The organism is Gardnerella pickettii (assembly GCF_029226345.1).
Classification (GTDB): domain Bacteria; phylum Actinomycetota; class Actinomycetes; order Actinomycetales; family Bifidobacteriaceae; genus Bifidobacterium; species Bifidobacterium piotii.
In genome coordinates this window covers 449,090-465,244 of record NZ_JAKNCU010000001.1, presented here as the reverse complement: position 1 = coordinate 465,244, position 16,155 = coordinate 449,090, and the positions used below count along the sequence as shown (strand labels likewise).

Here is a 16,155-nt window from a genome sequence, read left to right as displayed (position 1 = left end):
TACGTTATTGAACATTAATAATTATTAATGAATAAACGGTGTACTATGCAATCGCAAGTAAAAGATGATTTAGTTATTAACGACGTTGAGCCTAAGCTAGTTCGCAATTGGGCAGACTTGATTTACTCAATCGTATCTGCTGGCGTAGCTACAGCAGTAGTGTTATTTGCAACGTGTTTTTCGGGAACAACAGCAGGCGTAGAGCACGATGCAAAAAATGCTGGAAAGATTATTGAGTGGATTGTAAAAGGACTGCCGTCTTCTCTTTTTCAGCAAGCGCTTACAATCGCAATTGTTGCTGGCGTAATCGTATCAATGATCGATTCGAAAAAATGGATTAATACAGCAATATCAACAATAACTTTGCTTTTAACGTATCCGCTTGTATGGTATATTTCCTACATTCTTACAACGCTAAACAATCCTTCGATATTCGCATCTCTTAATTCAATATCTAATAGTCATGGCACAGAATTATTGCCAGACATGTACGCGGTTTTGGTTGCTTTTCTAACTGTTAGCGGACCTAGAAGAGATAACAAAATCGTAAAACTCTCTTGGCAAGCGCTGCTAATTGCGTCTCCAATATTAATCGTAACTTCTTGGCATTCGCTAGCAGGCGCATTAACATCTTGGTGCATTGGACGTTCTTTTGGAACACTAATTCGGTTTATTAAGGGAACACAAAGCAAAGGAGCATGGGGCAAAGATATTGTTGAAGCACTAGAAAGCATTGGCATTACTCATCTTGTTCAGCTTAATAGAAGAACATTAACAACCGACCATAGTGGAGTTCTTAAGTCTAGTCTTGACGACGATTTGATTGAAAATTCAAGGCTATACGATGCGATTGATATTCACGGAACAAGATACGTTATATCTGTATTAGACAATCAAGTGCACTTGCCTGGGTATCTAAATCAGCTATGGCAATGGGTTAAGCTAATTGACATTCCAGTTAGACGAGACCGTTCTGCAAGACACTCAATACATCACCATCTTTCTATGCTACTTGCTCTTAGAAACTTGCATCTTGCTACAGCAAACGTGTATGGAGTAACAGACCTAGAAAAATCATCAATAATGGTATTTCATACTAGTAATGTTCTTGTTCCTTGCAATCTAAACACACTTACATCTAAAGACGCTCAAAGACTTATGCAATATCTCGATATTGCAAACTCTAGAGGTATTACACACAGAAGAATAGGACCCGAATCGCTTGCGCGACTAGAAGATGGGACTCCCCTAATTGCAGGTTGGCAAAATGGCGATGTTGCTAGTGATTCAACTAATATTGCTTTAGATAAAGTTCAACTTTTAACAATAATCGCGTCTTGCATTGATGCAAAAACTGCTGTTGAGTCAGCAATAAACGTTTGGGGCGAATATAAGGTTGCGCAAATACTTCCATTTATTCAAAAAGCGGCCGTTCCAGCGTCTACAAGGTCACTTTCTTCTTGCAACAAAAAGCTTTTTGAAGATCTTAAAAATGAGATTAGCAAAAAAGTTTGCACGCTTAACAACGAAGAAGACTACGACACTGTACGCTTAGCGCGCTTTAATATTAGATTCTTTGTTAGCTTAATCCTTATTATTGCAGCAATTTCGGCTATTGTTACGCAATGGCATCCGCAAGAATTTATTTTTGCGCTTAAAAAAGCAAATAGCATAATGGTCTTTGCTTGCTTTGTGTGCAGCATGCTTGCTTGGGTTGGGTCTTCTATTACACTCGGGTCTTTTATGGATGATTCAAAGCCAAATGCTGGTGTTTTATTTACATCTCAAGCAGCTTCGGGCTTTACTGCCGTGTCTATGCCAGCTGGAGTAGGGCCTGCTTTTGTAAACATGCAACTTATAAAGAAAAATGGTAGTTCAACATCTCAAGCAACAGCGATTACAAGCGCAGTATGGCTTTTGCAATCGCTAGTAACCGCTCTTGTTATATTTAGCGTTGGAATTTTTACTGGTAAAAACCTTCTATCTGGAATGATTCCTACGCATATGCTTATTACCGTAATAGGAATTGTTACTATAATCCTATGCGCGTTTATGGCGATTACTCCTATTCGCAAATTTATACGCAAAAAATATCTTCCTATTCTTTCCGATTATGGCAAACAGATAAAAGAACTTGTAACTAAACCAAAACAGCTTTTTAACGGCACTTTGGGCGGTCTGATTCTTGTTTTTGCAACAGGACTAGGATATTGGATTGCTCTTTTGGCATTTGGATACTACGCAAACCCTTGGGAAACAGTTCTTCTGTTCTTAGTAGCAAACACTGCTGGATCTGCTGTTCCAACGCCTGGCGGATTGGGAGCTGTTGAAGCATCTTTGACTTTTGCATTCACTTCAGTTGGTGTTCCTCCAACAATCGCATTATCTGCAACTCTTCTTTACCGTCTTATGTTCTATTGGTTACGAATACCAATCGGCGCTTTTGCAATGAAAAGTCTTAGCAATAAGGGATTAATCTAATAACAAATTAGTGTAAATTTAACAAATCAAAAAAGAATATATTTAGTTAAAAACCGCATAAATACGCCTATATAAGGCATTTTTGCGGTTTTTATGTACTTTATTTACTAAAAAAAGTAAAAAATCGTAAAAAAATCTTAATAAAACGCTGAAAAACCGCGCATTTGTAGGGAAAATGTACTAATATCTATGAGTGAAAGTGGTCTTTGGAAGAGAAGGCCCCTAACACAAAGGATGCTTGTATGGCATACAACAAGTCTGATCTCGTTTCGAAGATCGCTCAGAAGTCCAACCTTACCAAGGCACAGGCCGAGGCCGCTGTCAACGCATTCCAGGATGTGTTCGTTGAGGCTTTGCAGTCTGGCGAAGGATTGAAGCTCACTGGTCTGTTCTCTGCAGAGCGCGTAAAGCGCGCAGAGCGCACTGGCCGCAACCCACGTACTGGCGAAACCATTAAGATTCCTGCATCTTACGGTGTTAGAATCTCTGCTGGTTCTTTGCTTAAGAAGGCTGTTACTGAGTAGGTTGAACCTTTAAGCGTAGACTTACAAGAACGAGGAACATCCCAATGTTGGATTTGTTCCTCGTTCTTTTGTTTTATGCGCTATGTTTTATGAGCTCTAACTTAATGCTCTAGTTTCTCACTATTGCAATCTTTGCACAGCCCAAACACTTCCAAAGTGTGGTCTATAACTGTGTATCCGTGAGATTCAGCAATCTTATGAATCCAACCTTCATCGTCTGGAGGCTCTATGTCTACAGTTTTGCCACACTTTTCGCACACAAGATGATGATGATGCGTGTTTTCGTCACAAATCCTAAAAAGCTGCTGACCATTAAAACGCACAGTATCAACATCTCCGCTTTGTGCAAGCGTATTAAGCTGGCGATAAACGGTTGCAAGCCCAATGATTTCGCCATCTTCCACAAGCGCGCGATGCAAATTTTGAGCAGAAACAAAATTACGCGAAGCTCTTAAATGCTCAAGAACTGTTTCCTTTTGCTTAGTGTTTCTGCGTATTGGCTCACCAACCATTATTTAACCTTTCACCACAAAAAACTTTTAATCAAGCTCGTCATCCCAACAACCTGTAGAGTCTAACACATTGGCTTCCTCAACAGGATTATTGCAAAGAACAGTAATATGGCCCATTTTGCGATTCTTACGAACCTGTGCCTTGCCGTAATCGTGAACATGCCATTCTGGATGCTCCGCAATAAGAGCGCGAGTAGGCGCAACATGCTGGCCTAAAACATTAACCATTACGGCTGCAGAAAGCAGCTTAGGCTCTTTTAGTGGCCATCCAACAATGCCTCTAACATGAGCTTCAAACTGATCCATATCGCAAGACTCAATCGTGTAATGCCCCGAATTATGCGGGCGTGGCGCAAGCTCATTTACTACTACGCGATTATCTTTAGTAATAAACAGCTCAATTCCAAGCGTTCCAGCAAGCTTAAAGCCTTTAGCCAACCTAAGCGCTAAGCTATGCGCAGCTTCTTGAACCTTAGCATCAACATTTGCAGGAGCCAAAGTCATGTGCAAAATGCTATTGTGATGCACGTTTTTTACAAGCGGATAAGTCACAAATTCGTTGCCGTTTCCCGAAACAAGAATTGATGCTTCAAAAGCAAAGTCAACAAAACCTTCGAGAATAGAAGGCGGCAGCTCTTGGCCATTTTCTACGCGCTTACAAACATTATTAACATCTTCTTGAGTGCGCAAAACGTCTTGACCGTGGCCGTCGTAACCACCTCTGCGCGTTTTAAGAATTGCAGGCAGCCCGATTTCTTCGATTGCTTTATCTAAATCGTCTAAATTGTTTACTTCACGCCATTTAGCAGTTTCAATACCATGATTGTTAATAAAGCTTTTTTCAAAAACACGGTCTTGCGTAACTCGCAATAAGTCGGTTCCTTGAGGAACAGCAACCAAATCTCGCACACTATCTAAAGCATCTGCGTTTACGTTTTCAAATTCGTACGTAAGCACATCGCAACTTTTAGCAAGCTTTTTTAAGGCTTCTAAATCGTCGTACTCAGCTTCGACTTGAAAATCCGCAACTTGGAACACTGGGCAATTATGCGCTGGGTCTAAAACGCCGATTTTAAAGCCCATTCTTCTAGCAGCAATCGCCATCATGCGACCAAGCTGACCTCCGCCTATAATTCCAATAGTTGCCCCTGGCATTAAGCACTTTACAGCACCATTAGTGGCTTCACATAAGCTCGGCATTAGATTCCTCAACCTTCTTTTTTAATTCTTTGCGGTATTCTTCAAGTTCTTCTTCTAGGCGACTATCTGTTGTGCTAAGCATGCTTACAGCAAGCAAGCCCGCGTTTGTAGCGCCAGAATTGCCAACAGCGGTTGTTGCAACTGGAATTCCGCCAGGCATTTGCACTATAGAAAGCAAAGAATCCCAGCCCGAAAGAGCATGGGATTTTACAGGAACACCAACAACTGGAAGCGTTGTTTGAGCAGCAATCATACCTGGCAAGTGTGCAGCTCCACCAGCGCCAGCAATAATCACGCGAAAACCGTTTTTTCTAGCACTATGCGCAAAATCTGCCATAAGTTCTGGAGTGCGATGTGCAGAAATAACTTGCTTCATATACGGCACTCTAAATCTTTCTAAGATTTCGCATGCGTGGCGCATTGTTTCCCAATCGCTAGAAGAGCCCATAACAACCGCCACAACAGGTTTTGAATCTAAAATATCTGCCACAACAACCTCCCGTATATGCGTAAATACGCAGCTTATGCGCAAAGTTTATACGCAAGTTTTACTTTACGCATAAGCACGGAAAAATGGCTAATAATTAGTGTTTTATTAGTGATTTACTGGTGTTTTATTAGCTTCTTTATTGCTTCTTTATTAGCTGCTTATTTTTAAGAACATATTTTACGTCTGCAGCAGCCGCAACATCGCTAGAATGCGTTACAACAATCACGCATTTTCCGCGTTTATGAGCTGCATCTTTTAAGATTGCTATAACTTCTTGAGTTGTGTTTGGATCCAAGCTACCTGTTGGCTCATCGGCAAGAATAACAGGCGCAGAAGATACAAGCGCTCGCGCAATAGCTACGCGCTGCTGCTGCCCTCCAGAAAGCTTTGTTATATTTCTAGTGGACTCGTCTTCACTAAGCCCCAGCTCTTTAAGAATCGCAGAATCCGCCTTTGGATTAACAAGACGCAAGTTTTCTACAGGAGTCAAATAGTCGATTAGATTAAAACTCTGAAAAACTAAGGAAACATTATTCTTACGATGATTAGCATAACCGCCATTCTTGGAAACATCCTGCCCGTTAAACAATACTGTTCCACTTGTTGGCGAGTCTAAACCAGCAAGAAGAGATAACATGGTTGATTTTCCAGCTCCCGATGGACCCGTTATGCTATAGATTTTCCCAGCTTCAAAATCTGCATTAACATTTTTAAGAACCGCAATATGAGTCGCTCCATAAGAGTAATCAACGTTGTTTAGTTTTAATAAAGTTGTCATAATAAACTCCAATATTCTATTAATCTCTATATTTTATGAATCTATATTTTTTATAAATCTGTGTTATAAATCTACCTATTATTTTTATGCTTACTTCGGCCTATGCACTTGTTCTGCTCACTAATCGCAAGCGTTATGTGCATAAAAATACGCCACTTTAATCTCCTCTAACTAATTGAACTGAGTATAGAACGCGGCTTTTTAAGCATTATTGGCACAAATGCAATGCATAGAGACGCAAACGCTATAGCGAATCCTAAAAGAATAGAAAACGCTGTTTGGCCAGTTAGCAAAGACTGATTTGGCGAGTATGTAATTGCACCATTTGCAACATTTGCCAATAGCACTGATCCAACGCTAGACGATATTGCAGCACTAATCGCAGTAGACAGCACTGAGCAAAATGCGGATATTATAAAAACTTCTATAATCATTTGCAAAGCTATAACACGTTTTTCTACACCAATTGCCATTAGAACGCCAACTTCGTGAATCCTTCCTCGAACCCAAAAAACAAGAACTAAGCCAAGCACTATGATTCCGACTAATGCAAGACACATTAAAATCATTGTTACTAATTGCTTAACTGTTTTTACGGATTGAAGAAGAGAGGCAAATCTTTGCGCATTATTTTCTACAGAAATCATGCCGTTGCCATAGTTTTTAGCGATTTTATTGGCTTCTTTTAAAGCTTTTTCTAGATTATTTGAATTTTGCATAACGCACTTTATAGAGCTGCGATTTTTACTTCCAAACAAGTAAAGAGCGGATTCTAAATCAGTTATTACGCGATTTTCGGAAGAGTCGGAAGGAAGCGCACCCTTTGTTTGCATCTTGCCAGAAAAAATTCCAACAACCTTAAGATTAACGCTTTTGCTGCCTTGTTTTAGAGTTAAAACAAACCCGAGTTTAAGATTATTTTGTTTAGCAAAGCTCTTGTGAATTATTGCAGATTTCGCGCGCTTAAAGTCGCCAGCAACCGAAGAATCAATATGATTGCCTTCCTCAAGCTTATATAATCCTTCTTGGAATCCCTGCGCTAACTGTGATTTAGTTGTTCCCGTTATTGAAACAAGCGAAAACATTCCATCATTGTCTAAACGCGGACCATTTATTGGCGCTACAATTTTAGCGTTAACAGGATTTGCTAAAACATCTTTTTCTTCTGCGATGGTTTTTATTCCACTAATCTTTTTAAACTTTGCAATAAGACTTTCGGGAATTCCCTCGTTTTTTTGCAAATCTTGAGGAATATCTTCCTGCGATTGCTTAGAAGAATCACTGACGGAGTCACTGTCTGAATCGCCAGCAGAATCGCCAGCAGAATCAGACTCTGGCAAAGTCTGCCCTTGCGTTTTTGCGTAAACACTAAATCCTAAACCAATGTTTGAAGTTATTTGATTCTCTAGATTTTTTACACAAGCAATAACACTCGCTTGGCAAATAAGCGCACTAAGAACCACCGTAATAATCAAAGCTAAAATAGCACTACGCCTTGGTTTTCTAACTATAGCTAGCCAAGCTCTTTTTATAATTTGAGTCATTTTACACCTACTTTTGCAAACAACTACTTTTGCATGCCAAGCAAATCTCTAGGAGACTTTCGCAAAATAGGAAGATAAGACAACGCAACCGCAACAATAATAATCGCTAGAACTATAAATGACGATTGAATTAAGCAATCAAGGTTAACTTGAACAGCAATCTTATCTAAGGTTCTAGTGGCCATGCTTGATTCCAGGTTTCCTCCAGCTTGACCCATTGAACTAAGCTGCTGAGCGGCGGAATTTTTTACCGAACCTAATGCACAATCGCTAAACCAAGGAGATATTGCGCTAGCAAAACCATAACCTATTGCAATAGCTGGAATCGCAAGCAACACAAGCTCAAAAAGCTGCTGCAACACAAGGGAAACTTTGCTAATACCAATAGAAGTTAGAACGCCGATTTCTTTTCTACGCTCATTAATCCAAAGAATAAGAACCAATCCAAGAGCCACAACAGCAAACGCGCTTACTGCAACAACAGTTATGTTCATCATGGATTTTACGCCTTTTGCAGCGCCAATCATGCCTTGAACAAACTGGTCATCTCGAGTAATCTGATAGCTTTGCAAATCAATCGGCAGCTTAGACGCTTCTTCAATCACAGAGTCTGCGTCCGCTCCTTTTTTAACCTTAAAACTTGCGTCCTGATATATCTCTTTTCCAGGCTTATATTTGTAAAGCTCTCTTGTTGTTTTCAAATCTGTATACACAGTGTTTGCAGTTAATTCTGCACGCGTTGCAACTGGGCGATTATTAGCTCCGCCGTAAATTCCAACTATGCGCGTTTTTACTTGCTCTGTGGAATGGTTAAGATTATCGGCGTCAAACGGGTTTGCTTTGAGCGTTAATGAATCCCCTAATTTTAAGCCATTTAGTTTTGCTAAATCTTCGTGGATTAAGGAAGCATGCTCATCTGATTCTTGCAAAGCTCTACCTTTAACCATGTGAATTGACTTTGTTTTGAACGCATTTAAGCCCTTAGAAGAGTTTGTTCCTTCTAGGTTTACAGCGTTGCCGAATTGCTTTTCTCTACGCGCATCGTAGTCTTGAACACCTTTGATTCTAGCTGCTTTTGCGTCAACTAAATCGGCAGTAACATTTTGACGTAAAACATACGAATCAACGTTTTTAAGTGACGCGATTTTTTTAACATCACTTGGCTTAACAGTTCCTGCTCCCCTTGGAGTTCCAGGATTTACTTGCGGATTATTTGCTAAAACAAAACTAGATTCTGCTTGTTCTTCTACCTTTTTGCCCTCTTTTTCTGCAGCAATCGCAACTGCAGAAGATGCCAGCAAAAGCGTTGAAATCAATGCTAATATTACAAACACTATTGCTGTTTTTACTCTTTTTCTCAAAACGTAGCGTATTGCGCGAGAAATAAATGTCATTGACTACCATCCTCATCGAACATTTGTAGTTAAATCGTATGTTATTCAATCATTAATATCAGTACAATATGTACAAGTCGCGTGAATCATACAAAATCGCACAAAATCATGCAAGCTGCACAGCAAGTACAATCACGTAGCCTATATTATTTACCCTTATAAAACACTGTGAATAATCTGTTTATTATCTTCAAAAATCTTAGAAAATTTTATGAAAATTACTGATTTTCAATAAAAAATATATGACATATTGTTATAATCATTTGAAATAATTTATACAACTAAATGTTAATAGAAGAAAATTTATTAATCTATTAGTAAGTTTTATAAATTAAAACTTTGCAATCAAAAAAATTTATTTTGTATGATTTGACTAGGATTTGCATGGATAAATGCGTATAAAGAACAAGGCGAGCACATTGCGTTACCAAAGTGCCCGCCTTAATTTATTAATTTATTAAAAACAGTTTTATTTATTTATAAACACACCTAAATCGGCCAAAATCTAATTAAAGCGCAGTGCCATGCTCGTCGAGACGCGGATTTTGCTTAGAGTTGCTAAAGCTAAAGAACAGCCCAAATACGCCCAACGCAAACAACACTGCAACAGTTATAACAAGCGACATCGGCTGGCTTGGCAGCCACATAATCACCAAGAAAGCAAACGCAGAAAGCAAAAGAACAGCCCAAGAGCACACGCCAATAACCTTGCGAACAGCATTCCACGTATCATCTCCAGCCTGCGCGCGCTTAATATTGCGTTCCATCTTGCTCTGGCTTTGCGTAACGCTAGAAGATGGCTTCCATCCATCAACGCCGTTTTCTTGAAGTCTTCTTGAATGTTCTTGCAGATTGTATTCATCAATCATTCCGCCACGACCGCGGCCATTTGTTTGATCGTATTGAGACGGGATTCCCCTACGATTCTGCCTGGCTTTTGCTCTACGCTCCTTGCGGTTTGCCATGATTGATTCCTTTCTGCGTTGAATTTTCACACAATACGAATCATTTTAACGCATAACTACGCCATTTTGGCACGCATCAACAATTTTTTCGATTAATAAATCGTTGAGCAGCCTACCTTTGCGCGTTGCAATAATACGATTCTCGTGCAACACTGCCAAATCTTCTTTACACACTTCGATTAGCACTTTTTGCAAATACGAATCGTCAAATCCGCAATTGGCTTTACGCATTTTTGTGCACAATTCATCAACGCTAAGCCCTTCCCTAATGCGCAAACCAAGCATTACTTCTTCTATTAACGCGTCCTCGCTATTTATGCACTCGTAGTTTTGCCAAGGCACGTTTCCTGCATTAATCGCCTGCGCCCAGCGTTTTGGATGCAAAATATCCCAAGATCTAAGATTGTAAAACTTGCTTGAATCCGCCAAAACAGCACAATCATCCATGCTTTGCTTATTAAGACCACTCGCCGAATTGTAATGCGAATGCGCTCCAGGGCCAATTCCTGCCCAATCAATGTTCTTCCAATATCCAAGATTGTGGCGAGACTCAAAACCAGTGCGCGCCCAATTAGAAATCTCGTACCACTTTAAGCCAGCAGAGCTAAAAAGACTATCTGCCAACTCGTATTTTGCTGCTTCATCATCGTCATCTGGCGCTTGAATTGTGCCAGCAGCAATTTGACGACCCATTTTTGTGCGCGGCTCTACTGTTAGCGCATACGCAGAAACGTGGTTAACACCCAGGCTCAAAGCCATTTCTACAGACTTTCGCCAATCATCTATGCTCTCCCCTGGCGCGCCATAAATCAAATCAACACTCGAACGCAAGCCACAAGCGTTCGCCGCCTTAACTCCGCGCTCTACGTTTTCTGGCGTATGCGTGCGGTCAAGCGTTTTTAGCACATGCGGCACAGCCGATTGCATTCCAAAAGATATTCGCGTAAATCCGCCTTTTGCAAGCTCTTCAACATAATGCTCGTCTGCAGTGTCTGGGTTTGCTTCCGTAGTGACTTCTGCACCAGGCATAATGCCCCACAATTCGCTGATTTCGCGCAAAATTCGCACTAAATCTTGCGCTTTAAGAACAGTCGGAGTGCCGCCACCAAAGAAAACAGATTGCGCTTTAGGCTCGAAAATCCCGTGAAATTCTTGCCACTTTTTTACAAGACGCATCTCGCGAATCGCAACATCCGCGTACCCACTTCGACTTGCGCCTTCTCCCAAATCTCGAGCTGTATACGTGTTAAAATCGCAGTAACCGCATCGACGCAAGCAAAATGGCACATGCACGTACACTTCAAAAGGCATGATTGAACGCGAATCTTCACTAGTATTGTTCGATTCAAAATTCAATATAAGCCTCAGCCTTCGGATTTTTGCGCAGCGCGAATCTTATCTTTAGTGTCTCTATCGTTTGCGCTATCGTCTGTAGCTAAAGCTGCAACAAACGCTTCTTGCGGAACTTCAACGTGCCCAAGCATCTTCATGCGCTTCTTACCAGCCTTCTGTTTTTCTAGAAGCTTGCGCTTACGCGTAATATCGCCGCCGTAGCACTTAGCAAGCACGTCTTTTCTAAGCGCACTAATCGTTTCGCGAGCAATAATTCTAGAGCCAATCGCAGCTTGAATTGGGATCTCAAACTGCTGGCGAGGAATAAGTCCGCGAAGCTTCTTAGTCATCATAACGCCGTAAGAATAAGCCTTATCTCGGTGAACAATCGCACTAAAAGCGTCGACCTTATCTCCTTGAATAAGAATATCTACCTTAACAAGATCTGCAGCTTGCTCGCCATCTTCGTGGTAGTCAAGAGAAGCATAACCCTTTGTGCGGCTTTTAAGCTGATCGAAGAAGTCAAAAACGATTTCTGCAAGAGGAATCCTGTAGTGCATTTCCACGCGGTCGGCACTAATGTATTCCATTGTGCCCATTTCGCCGCGATGATCTTGGCACAAGTCCATAATCGCACCAATAAAATCTTTTGGAGCAATAATGTCGGCAGCAACCATTGGCTCAATAATGCGCTTGATTTTGCCTTCTGGGAACTCACTAGGATTAGTCACATGATGCTCGGTACCGTCTTCGCTTGTAACGTCGTAAGTTACGTTTGGAGCAGTTGAAATAAGATCCAAGCCAAACTCGCGGCTTAAACGCTCGGAAACAATCTCCATGTGCAAAAGACCTAAGAATCCGCAACGGAAACCAAAGCCCAATGCAACAGACGTTTCTGGCTCGTAAATAAGAGCAGCATCGTTAAGTTTTAGCTTATCTAGCGCGTCTCTAAGCTCTGGGAATTGCGCGTTATCGATTGGGAACAAGCCAGCGTAAACCATAGGCTTAGGGTCTCTGTAGCCCTCCAACGGCTTAGCCGCAGGATGCGCAGCACTAGTAATTGTGTCGCCAACTTTAGACTGGCTAACGTCTTTTGCGCCTGTAATTACGTAGCCGACTTCCCCAGCACCAAGCGCCTTTGTTGGAGTCATATCTGGGCTAATAACGCCGATTTCAATAGGATCGTGCGTCATGCCAATGCCCATCATGTGAAGCTTTTCACGCGATTTAAGCTCGCCATCAACCATACGAATATATGTAACAATTCCGCGATACGAATCGTAGACGGAGTCAAAAATAAGCGCGCGAGCAGCACCATTAGGATTTCCACTAGGAGCTGGCACTTCCAGCACGATTTGGTCGAGAAGATCTTTTACACCTTCGCCAGTTTTTCCAGAAACACGCAAAACATCGCTAGGCTTGCATCCAATTAAGCCAGCAATCTCTTCTGCATGCTTGTCTGGCTCCGCACTAGGCAAATCGATTTTGTTTAATACAGGAATAATCGTTAAATCATGTTCGATTGCCATATAAAGATTAGAAAGCGTCTGCGCTTCAATACCTTGCGTTGCATCCACAAGCAAAACTGCACCCTCGCAAGCTGCAAGCGCACGCGAAACTTCGTAAGTAAAATCAACGTGACCTGGAGTATCAATCATTCCAAGCGAGTACTCTTTGCCGTCAAAAGTCCACGGAACTCGAACAGCTTGCGATTTAATAGTGATTCCGCGCTCTTGCTCAATATCCATGCGGTCCAAAAATCGGTCTCGCATCTCGCGTTCTGGCACAATTCCCGAAAGCTGCAAAATGCGATCTGCTACAGTAGATTTGCCGTGATCTATATGCGCAATAATGCAGAAGTTGCGTATCAGCGATTGATCCGTAAATCCTGGCTGGTTATGCGGTGTAATCAAAGCAAATATCTCCTTTTAAGTCTATACGAGCAAACTATACGAGCAATCAAATATGCGAAAAGTATTGCAACTAACTAATGTTAGCAACTTGACTACCCTAGAAACACTTGACTGGCCTAGAAACACTTATCCATAAACCATGCTATGCTTGCACACTGTATGTCCTTAGTATAGTAAACGTCGTTTGGAGTAATAGTGGCAAACATTAAGTCGCAGAAAAAGCGCGTGCTCACCAATGAAAAGGCACACAAGCGTAACGTGGCAGTAAAGTCTGCTTTGAAGACTGCTATCCGCGCTACTCGCGAAGCCATTTCCGCTGGTGACAAGGCTGCTGCACAGGCTGCTTTTGCAGTAGCTTCTCAGAAGCTCGATAAGGCTGCAGGCCGTGGCGTGATTCACAAGAATCAGGCTGCAAACCGCAAGTCTGGTCTTGCTGTAGCAATCAACGCTCTTTAATAATCGCATAATTGCGAATTGATTAGAGTTTGAAAAATCCCCGCTACCATTGATTTCATTTGGCAACGGGGATTTTTGTATCGTACAAAACAGCGCAAAGCTTACGAATTAACGTGCATCTTAAACTGAATATCTCCATAATTAGGCGTATGTATACCAACGCCAAAGGCGATTATAGAACCAAAAGAATCTTTAACAATCGACTCAACAGTAAGCGCTGGAGTTTTTGGCTCAACATGTAAGAATTCAGACATATCGTCGCATAATTGTTCAACGCGAATTAATAAATCATTTTCGTAAAGCTTTACAGCATAATCACTTTCCAAGAAATTCACTATTGATTGCTTAGAAAAATCGATATTCAAAACCTTAGGGAATCTAGATGCCGAAAGATAAACAACAATATAACTTGATAAAACGTTATCAACGTATTTTAGTCGCTTTATGCAAATCAAATCTTCTGATTCGTCTAAACCAAGCTTATGCGCAGCCGACTCGTCTTTAACAATGCTGTTTTGAATAACCTTGATTCGCACGTTTGTATTGTTTTCGGAATAATTTTGATAGAATCCTTGAATTTTATCTGATATAACTTCTCGATCAGAGCTATGAACAATATTCTTTGCTCTAAAAGTTCCTTTTCCTTGGATTCTAACAAGCAAGCCTTCTAGTATCAAACTATCTACTGCATGCCTAAGTGTTATTCTACTAACGTTGTATTGTTTGCATAATTCTAATTCTGGAGGGAGCTGCTCCTGCGGCTTCATTAAATCAATGCGCTTTCTAAGATTATCGCGCACTGCTACATATTTAGGTACACCTTCAGTCACAATTCACTCTCCAAACAGAATGATTAGAAAAACAATTGTAAGAATTGCCTAAAATCCTACGATTCTTAAATATTATGATTCTACGACAATTCTTACAAAAATGCTTTTGAATACATATAGGACTAATAGTATCAGTTTATTAGTCCAATATGTAATCCGACGCGCTAGAAGCAGAATTGTTTGTTGCTAGCGATTTAACTTTTTTGTTTTCTAAACGAGTCAATATTATTGACGACGCATAGAAAAGAACGTAGAAAATAGCGATTGCAACAATAATCAAAATTCTTCCGCCCGCAACGTTGGAATAGCCAAGTATTACGCCTGCTACACCGTAATCGGCGTCGGAATAGGTTGAATTTGCAGAGCCAATATTGCCCAAAACAGGCAAAAGAAGCAAAGGCAAGAATGTAATAACAAGGCCATTAACAAAACCGCCTATAATGCATCCTCTTCTACCAGCCTGACCATTGCTAAACACGCCAGTAACACCGCCAGCCATAAAGTGCGCAACAATTCCTGGAATAACAACAGTTGTTCCAGCCAAAGCCATAATAACCATTCCAACAATTCCTCCAGCAAAGCTTGCAAGGAATCCAATAAGAACGGCGTTTGGAGCAAAGCCAAATGTCATAGGAGCATCCAATGCTGGCTTAGCGTTTTTAACCAATTTTTCGGATATTCCCTTAAATGCTGGAACAATCTCATCTAAAACAACTTGAACGCCTGCAAGAATAACAAATACGCCTGCAGAGAACATTGCTGCTTTAAGAATAACGAACACAATAAAGTTCTGACCGCCCGAAAGCTTTGACTCAATAAATTCTGGACCTGCAAAAAGAGCAACCACAATGTAAATAATTGCCATTGAAAGCGCAATTAAAACGGTTGTGTCTTTTAAGAATCCAAGAGCAGATGGGAACTTAATATCTTCGGTAGACTTAGACGGATGCTTTTTAGAGCGCGTGAGCTTTGCAACTAAAGTTCCAATAAGAACACCACTGCTAGCTGGGTGGCCAAGTGCTACGTCATCTTCGCCAGAAGCTTTACGCATAAACGACTGCACCAACGCTGGTGAAATCGTAATAAATAAGCCCTGTGCAAGAGAGCCGAAAATAATAACGGCTAAAGTGTTAAAACCTGCAACATTGAAGATTACTGCAATCATACTAGCCATGTAGAAAGCAACATGACCAGTTAGATAAATGAATTTGAAGCGAGATGTTAGAGAAAGAATAATGTTTACAATCATTCCAAAGAAGAAGATGAGAGCAGATTCCGAACCGTACTTTAAAAGAACGGTTCCAATAATTGCCTCATTGTTTGGAACTACACCTTGAACGTGGAAAGCATATTGGAACATACTTCCAAACGGATCAAGCGCTTGAGTTACAACGCCAGAGCCTGCAGCCAAAACCAAAAATCCAACCATTGTACGAATCGAACCTTGTACAATGTTAGAAATACTTTTGCCTTGAACTGCAAGTCCAATCAAAGAAATCATTGCAACTATTACAGCTGGTTGCCGGAAAACATCGAGCAGTATAGAAAGAATACCGTTCACAGTTCTCTCCTTATTTTGTATGTTAATATTTTTAGACACATTTTGGCATGAAAACGCAAATTACAAGAGAGATAGTGTAATTAGCTAAATCAAACCAGAATATGCCCGAATTTATTTAATTCAAAAGTCATAATAATGGATAAGCCAAGACATAAATTTGTTATAACGTTATATC

General features: G+C 40.8%; 14 protein-coding genes. 3 read left to right on the top strand and 11 right to left on the bottom strand.

Annotated features, from left to right (window positions below):
• The first annotated feature begins 45 nt into the window (after positions 1-45).
• Positions 46-2,481 (top strand): lysylphosphatidylglycerol synthase transmembrane domain-containing protein, encoded by a 2,436-nt coding sequence (locus MAF46_RS01760; RefSeq protein ID WP_016840230.1) that lies wholly within the window; start codon positions 46-48, stop codon positions 2,479-2,481.
• A 242-nt stretch (positions 2,482-2,723) separates the two neighbouring features.
• Positions 2,724-3,005, top strand: a complete 282-nt coding sequence (locus MAF46_RS01755) for an HU family DNA-binding protein (RefSeq protein WP_004112617.1) — start codon at positions 2,724-2,726, stop codon at positions 3,003-3,005.
• A 101-nt stretch (positions 3,006-3,106) separates the two neighbouring features.
• Here the strand turns inward: MAF46_RS01755 and MAF46_RS01750 are convergent, their stop codons facing one another.
• The 9 genes from MAF46_RS01750 to lepA form a co-directional block, all read right to left on the bottom strand.
• Positions 3,107-3,517, bottom strand: coding sequence for a Fur family transcriptional regulator (locus MAF46_RS01750; RefSeq protein WP_004130708.1), 411 nt, complete (start codon positions 3,515-3,517; stop codon positions 3,107-3,109).
• 27 nt (positions 3,518-3,544) lie between these two features.
• Positions 3,545-4,717, bottom strand: a complete 1,173-nt coding sequence (gene purK, locus MAF46_RS01745; protein ID WP_060786006.1) for a 5-(carboxyamino)imidazole ribonucleotide synthase — start codon at positions 4,715-4,717, stop codon at positions 3,545-3,547.
• Positions 4,701-5,165, bottom strand: a complete 465-nt coding sequence (gene purE / locus MAF46_RS01740) for a 5-(carboxyamino)imidazole ribonucleotide mutase (RefSeq protein ID WP_217430129.1) — start codon at positions 5,163-5,165, stop codon at positions 4,701-4,703. The genes purK and purE overlap by 17 nt, the downstream gene beginning before the upstream one ends.
• 178 nt (positions 5,166-5,343) lie before the next feature.
• Entirely contained in the window at positions 5,344-5,985 is a 642-nt protein-coding gene (locus MAF46_RS01735) for an ABC transporter ATP-binding protein (protein ID WP_004130704.1), read from the bottom strand.
• A 167-nt stretch (positions 5,986-6,152) separates the two neighbouring features.
• Complete coding sequence (locus tag MAF46_RS01730) at positions 6,153-7,529, bottom strand: ABC transporter permease (RefSeq protein WP_060786007.1); 1,377 nt, start codon at positions 7,527-7,529, stop codon at positions 6,153-6,155.
• A 23-nt stretch (positions 7,530-7,552) separates the two neighbouring features.
• On the bottom strand, positions 7,553-8,923 hold the full coding sequence (locus tag MAF46_RS01725) for an ABC transporter permease (RefSeq protein WP_016791899.1): 1,371 nt from the start codon (positions 8,921-8,923) through the stop codon (positions 7,553-7,555).
• Positions 8,924-9,432: 509 nt separating this feature from the next.
• Complete coding sequence (locus tag MAF46_RS01720; protein WP_060786008.1) at positions 9,433-9,888, bottom strand: hypothetical protein; 456 nt, start codon at positions 9,886-9,888, stop codon at positions 9,433-9,435.
• 45 nt (positions 9,889-9,933) lie between these two features.
• Positions 9,934-11,199 (bottom strand): radical SAM family heme chaperone HemW, encoded by a 1,266-nt coding sequence (hemW, locus tag MAF46_RS01715; RefSeq protein ID WP_081090858.1) that lies wholly within the window; start codon positions 11,197-11,199, stop codon positions 9,934-9,936.
• Between the two features lie 53 nt (positions 11,200-11,252).
• The gene (gene lepA / locus MAF46_RS01710) at positions 11,253-13,133 is read right to left on the bottom strand and encodes a translation elongation factor 4 (RefSeq protein ID WP_020758421.1); all 1,881 of its coding nucleotides are present in this window, start codon (positions 13,131-13,133) and stop codon (positions 11,253-11,255) included.
• 195 nt (positions 13,134-13,328) lie between these two features.
• Between lepA and rpsT the strand changes: the two genes are divergently transcribed.
• Complete coding sequence (gene rpsT, locus MAF46_RS01705) at positions 13,329-13,589, top strand: 30S ribosomal protein S20 (protein WP_004130697.1); 261 nt, start codon at positions 13,329-13,331, stop codon at positions 13,587-13,589.
• A gap of 101 nt (positions 13,590-13,690) precedes the next feature.
• Here rpsT and MAF46_RS01700 read toward each other — a convergent pair whose 3' ends face one another.
• Both MAF46_RS01700 and MAF46_RS01695 read right to left on the bottom strand, forming a co-directional pair.
• The gene (locus MAF46_RS01700; protein ID WP_060786010.1) at positions 13,691-14,419 is read right to left on the bottom strand and encodes a GntR family transcriptional regulator; all 729 of its coding nucleotides are present in this window, start codon (positions 14,417-14,419) and stop codon (positions 13,691-13,693) included.
• A gap of 139 nt (positions 14,420-14,558) precedes the next feature.
• Complete coding sequence (locus MAF46_RS01695; RefSeq protein WP_060786011.1) at positions 14,559-15,980, bottom strand: PTS ascorbate transporter subunit IIC; 1,422 nt, start codon at positions 15,978-15,980, stop codon at positions 14,559-14,561.
• Between the last annotated feature and the right edge of the window lie 175 nt (positions 15,981-16,155).